The 4,616-nt window shown below is 68.8% G+C and carries 4 protein-coding genes; all 4 read left to right on the forward strand.

Annotated features, from left to right (window positions below; genetic code table 11):
• Positions 1–106: 106 nt before the first annotated feature.
• Genes JYJ84_RS28975 through JYJ84_RS28990 form a run of 4 tightly spaced genes read left to right on the forward strand, consistent with a single transcriptional unit; the run spans position 107 to position 4,542 of the window.
• The gene (locus JYJ84_RS28975; protein ID WP_122949295.1) at positions 107–1,489 is read left to right on the forward strand and encodes a type II and III secretion system protein family protein; all 1,383 of its coding nucleotides are present in this window, start codon (positions 107–109) and stop codon (positions 1,487–1,489) included.
• A gap of 15 nt (positions 1,490–1,504) precedes the next feature.
• Positions 1,505–1,885, forward strand: coding sequence for a CpaD family pilus assembly lipoprotein (locus JYJ84_RS28980; RefSeq protein WP_175221525.1), 381 nt, complete (start codon positions 1,505–1,507; stop codon positions 1,883–1,885).
• 21 nt (positions 1,886–1,906) lie between these two features.
• Positions 1,907–3,130 (forward strand): AAA family ATPase, encoded by a 1,224-nt coding sequence (locus JYJ84_RS28985; protein ID WP_175221526.1) that lies wholly within the window; start codon positions 1,907–1,909, stop codon positions 3,128–3,130.
• On the forward strand, positions 3,127–4,542 hold the full coding sequence (locus JYJ84_RS28990; RefSeq protein ID WP_175221527.1) for a CpaF family protein: 1,416 nt from the start codon (positions 3,127–3,129) through the stop codon (positions 4,540–4,542). The genes JYJ84_RS28985 and JYJ84_RS28990 overlap by 4 nt, the downstream gene beginning before the upstream one ends.
• Positions 4,543–4,616: the final 74 nt, after the last annotated feature.

A 4,616-nucleotide genomic window follows, 5' to 3' on the forward strand; every position in this document is an offset into this window, starting at 1 on the left:
CAATGTCGCGGCGGATGCGACTACGCAGCCGGCAGGAGTGGCGGCGCAGTGACGGATTGACGATTCGGACCGGCCGCCCGTCGGCCGGCATTTGACGGGAACACGCATGGTGCGCATGGTTCGTTGGATCGCTTTCTGGTGCCTGGCCTGCGTCTTTGCGTCCGGGGGCGCATTCGCGCAGGTCGCGCGGTCGCCGGACGCGGGCGCGGCGCTGTCGATCGCGACCGGCAAGGGAGAACTGCTGTCGCTGCCCGAGCCCGCGACCGCGATGTTCGTCGCCGATCCGGCCATCGCGGACATCCAGGTGCCGTCGCCGCGCACCGTGTTCGTGTTCGGCAAGAAGGCGGGCACGACCACGCTGATCGCACTCGGCGCGAACCATCGTCCGATCCTGCGCAAGACGGTGATCGTGCAGGTCGACACGGCGTCGCTGCAGGGCGTGCTCGACAGCCGCTTTCCGCAGCTGAAGCTGTCGGTGTCCGGTGCGCCGGGCTCGCTGATGGTGTCGGGCAAGGTGCCGAGCGCGGCCGACGCGGACGCCGTGATGCAGTCGCTCACCCCGTACCTGCACGACAAGGAAAAGATCGTCAACCGGCTCACGCTGTCGCGCCCGATCCAGGTGAACCTGCGCGTGCGGGTGACCGAGGTGAGCCGCAACATCACGCAGCAGCTCGGCATCAACTGGAGTTCGCTGGGCGGTGCCGGCAACTTCGTCGGCGGGCTGTTCAACGGACGCACGCTGTTCGATCCGACGAACGGCCTGTTCAACCTGTCGCCGACGGGCGCCTTCTCGGTGCTCGGCGGGTTCCGCGCGGGGCGCTGGTCGATCGACGTCGTGCTCGACGCACTCGACCAGGAGGGCTTGATCACGATGCTCGCCGAACCGAACCTCACCGCGATGTCCGGCGAGACCGCGAGCTTCCTCGCGGGCGGCGAGATTCCGATCCCGGTGGCGCAGGCCGGTTCGTCGACCGGCGCGATCACGGTCGAGTTCAAGCCGTTCGGCGTGTCGCTCGACTTCACGCCGACCGTGCTCGCCGACAACCGGATCAGCCTGAAGGTGCGGCCGGAGGTGAGCGAGGTCGATGCGAACAACAGCGTGACGACCGGCGGCGTCAAGGTGCCGGGGCTCACGGTGCGGCGCGTCGACACGACGGTCGAGCTGTCGAGCGGGCAGAGCTTCGCGATCGGCGGGCTGCTGCAGAGCCAGACGGCCGACACCGTGTCGCAGATTCCGGGGCTCGGCCGGCTGCCGATCATCGGCCGGCTGTTTTCGTCGAAGAACTTCCAGGACAACAAGACCGAGGTGGTCGTGATCGTCACGCCGTACATCGTGCAGCCGGCCGGGCCCGGCCAGCTCGAGCAGGCGATCGACACCGTCGCGCGGCCGAGCAGCGACCTGGAGTTCGCGGTGCAGCACAACCTGGGGCTCGACCTGCTGTCGGGCGACACGCCGCGCCTCGTCGGCGCCGCGGGCTTCGTGTACTGAACCGGAGGAGCGCACATGCGAACCCGATCGACCGTTGCCGTCCTGCTGCCGCTGGTGCTCGCAGGCTGCCTGTCGGCGCCGCCGCCGGTCAACCTGCCCGATGCGCGGTCGATCGGCTTCGACGGCACGCATGCGGTGCCGCCCGATTGCGCGAAGCTGATGCAGCCGTCGCATCTCGTCGACGCGGGGTTTGCGCGGCCCGGCATGCCGTTCGGCTGCGCGACCTACTCGAACCTCGCGGCAATGCTCGCGCGGCCGGAGGATCTCGTCGCGCCCGTACCGTACGGTGGCGCGGACGCGCAGACCGCGGCCGACGCGGTGCGCCGCTACGTCGAGGATCGCGTGAAGCAGCCGACGCCAGGCAAGACGCTGACGACCGGCTCGCCCAGCCATTGACCGGACCCGGATGCCATCACGATGCCGCCCATGAACCTCCTCGACCGTCAGAACGCCCGGCGCGCCGTGCCCGCGGGCGCGGCCGATCTCGTCGCGGTCGTCGCCGATTCGGGCAGCGAGGACGTGATACGCCGCGTTACGCAGGAGCTGTCGATCACGCGCACCCACCTGCAGGCTGGCACCTGCGACGATGCGATCCGGCTGCTGCAGCAGTACGAGCGTTCGCCACGCCAGCTCGTCATCGACGTGTCGGATTCGGTGCTGCCGGTGTCGGACCTGATGCGGCTCGCCGACGTGTGCGATCCGTCGGTGCGGGTCATCGCGATCGGTACGCAGAACGACGTCGGGCTGTTTCGCAACCTGCTCGGCATCGGCGTGCAGGACTACATCGTCAAGCCGCTGACCGTCGAGCTGATGCGGCGTGCGCTGACCGCGACGGAATCGGTCGTCCAGGCGCGCACCGGCAAGGTCGTCAGCTTCGTCGGCGCGCGCGGCGGCGTCGGTGCGACCACGATCACGGTGAGCCTCGCGCGCTTCCTGGCGGGCGAGAAGCGCCGCCGCGTGGCCTACGTCGACCTGAACCTGCATGGCGGCGGCGCGAACTCGATGTTCGGGCTGTCCAGCAACAACGGGCTGATCGAATTGCTGAACATGGGGCAGCGTCCCGACGACGCGTTGTTCGAGCGCATGTTCGTGACGAAGGGCGACCGGTTGCACGTCCTGTCGGCCGAGCTGGCCTACGGCGCTGACGCGCCGTTGGTCGACGAGGCCGTCGCGCGCCTGGTCGACATGCTGAAGGACCGCTTCCACTACGTGCTGTTCGACGTCGGGAGCGGCGCCGGCAAGCTGCTCGAGGACGCGCTCGCGGCGTCCGATCTCGTCCATGTCGTGGTCGACCGTTCGGTGCATGCCGCCTATGAAGCCGCGCGGCTCGTGCGCTTCGTGCGGGAGCTGCCCGGCGAGCGGCTGCTGTCGATGGTGCTGAACAATCCGCTCGCGCCGGTCGCGGGCCGCGTCGAGCCGGTCGATTTCGAGGACGCGTTCGGCGGCGCGAAGCTGCACGAGCTGCCGCACGAGCCGCAGACGCTCGCCGTTGCCGAGAATCTCGGCGAGCCGATCGAAGGCGCGAAGCGGAACGGCTTCCTGGATCAGATCCGGCAGCTCGCGAACGGCATCACCGGCGAACCGATGGTCGTCGCCGAGCCGTGGTACGCGCGGCTCGTCAAGTGGAGGAAGGGATCGTGACGTTCGGTACCCGCAACCGTCCGCCGGCGGACCCCGTGCCGGCCGTGACGCCCGCCGTGGCGAACGAGCCTGTCCCGGCGCCGGTGGACGCACCTTCGCCCGAGTCTGCGCCGGCCCCGACCCGCACATCGCTGGCCGCGGATACCAATGCGCTGATCCGGTCGAGCAAGTTCGACGCGATCCGCAGCGCGGTGTTTGCGTCGATGAACATGTCGGCGGCGCTGATGAAGACGCGTGACGAAGTGCGCGCCGGCATCGAGCAGGTGGCCGCGCACACGGTCGATCGCGAGCGGCTGAAGATCACGGCCGGCGAGCAGGTGCTGATCGTCGATGCGATCCTGAACGACATGTTCGGCGTCGGGCCGATCGAGCCGCTGCTCGCCGACGACACGGTCACCGACATCCTCGTCAACGGGCCCGACCAGGTCTACGTCGAGCGCGCGGGCCGGCTCGAACTCACGTCGCTGAAGTTCCGCGACGACGCGCACGTGGCGAGCGTCGCGCAGCGGATCGCGGCGGCGGTGGGGCGTCGCGTCGACGAGAGCAGTCCGATGGTCGATGCGCGGCTCGCCGACGGCAGCCGCGTGAACGTCGTGCTGCCGCCGATCGCGATGCGCGGCACGTCGATCTCGATCCGCAAGTTCGCGAAGCGCGACATCACGCTCGCGCGGATGGCGCAGCAGGGCAACATCTCGCCTCCGATGCTGCAGGTACTGAAGGTTGCGTGCGCGTGCCGGCTGAACATCGTGATCTCGGGCGGCACCGGCTCGGGCAAGACGACACTGCTCAACGCGCTGTCGCAGCACATCGAGCAGCACGAACGGATCGTGACGATCGAGGATGCGGCCGAGCTGCAGTTGCTGCAGCCGCACGTCGTGAGCCTCGAAACACGGCCGGAAAATACCGAGGGGTTGGGCGGAATTTCCCAGCGCGATCTCGTGCGCAACGCACTGCGCATGCGGCCCGACCGCATCATCCTCGGCGAGATTCGCGGCCCCGAGGCGTTCGACGTGCTGCAGGCGATGAACACGGGGCACGACGGCTCGATGACGACGATTCACGCGAATTCGCCGCGCGATGCGGTCAGCCGGCTCGAGAGCATGGTCATGATGGCGAACGCGAACCTGCAGCTGCTGTCGATCCGGCGCCAGATCGCGAGCGCCGTACACCTGTTCGTGCAGATCGAGCGAATGCGCGACGGCGTGCGGCGCGTCACGCGAATTACCGAGATCGTCGGGATGGAAGGCGAGGTGGTCATCACGCAGGACCTGTTCGTGTTCCGTCAGGAAGGCGATACGACGCGCGACGCGGTGAAGGGCGTGTTCGACGCATCGCCGTTGCGGCCGGGATTCGCGGCGCGCGCCGCGTATTACGGCGTCGAGGATGCGCTCGCCGAGGTGTTCCGGCAATGAGGGCCGCCGACCTGTTCGCAGCCGGTGCGTTCGTGATGATCCTCGCGATCGGGCTCGCGCTGTCGTCGTGGTTC

Source organism: Burkholderia sp. LMG 13014 (genome assembly GCF_905232215.1).
Lineage (GTDB): Bacteria > Pseudomonadota > Gammaproteobacteria > Burkholderiales > Burkholderiaceae > Burkholderia.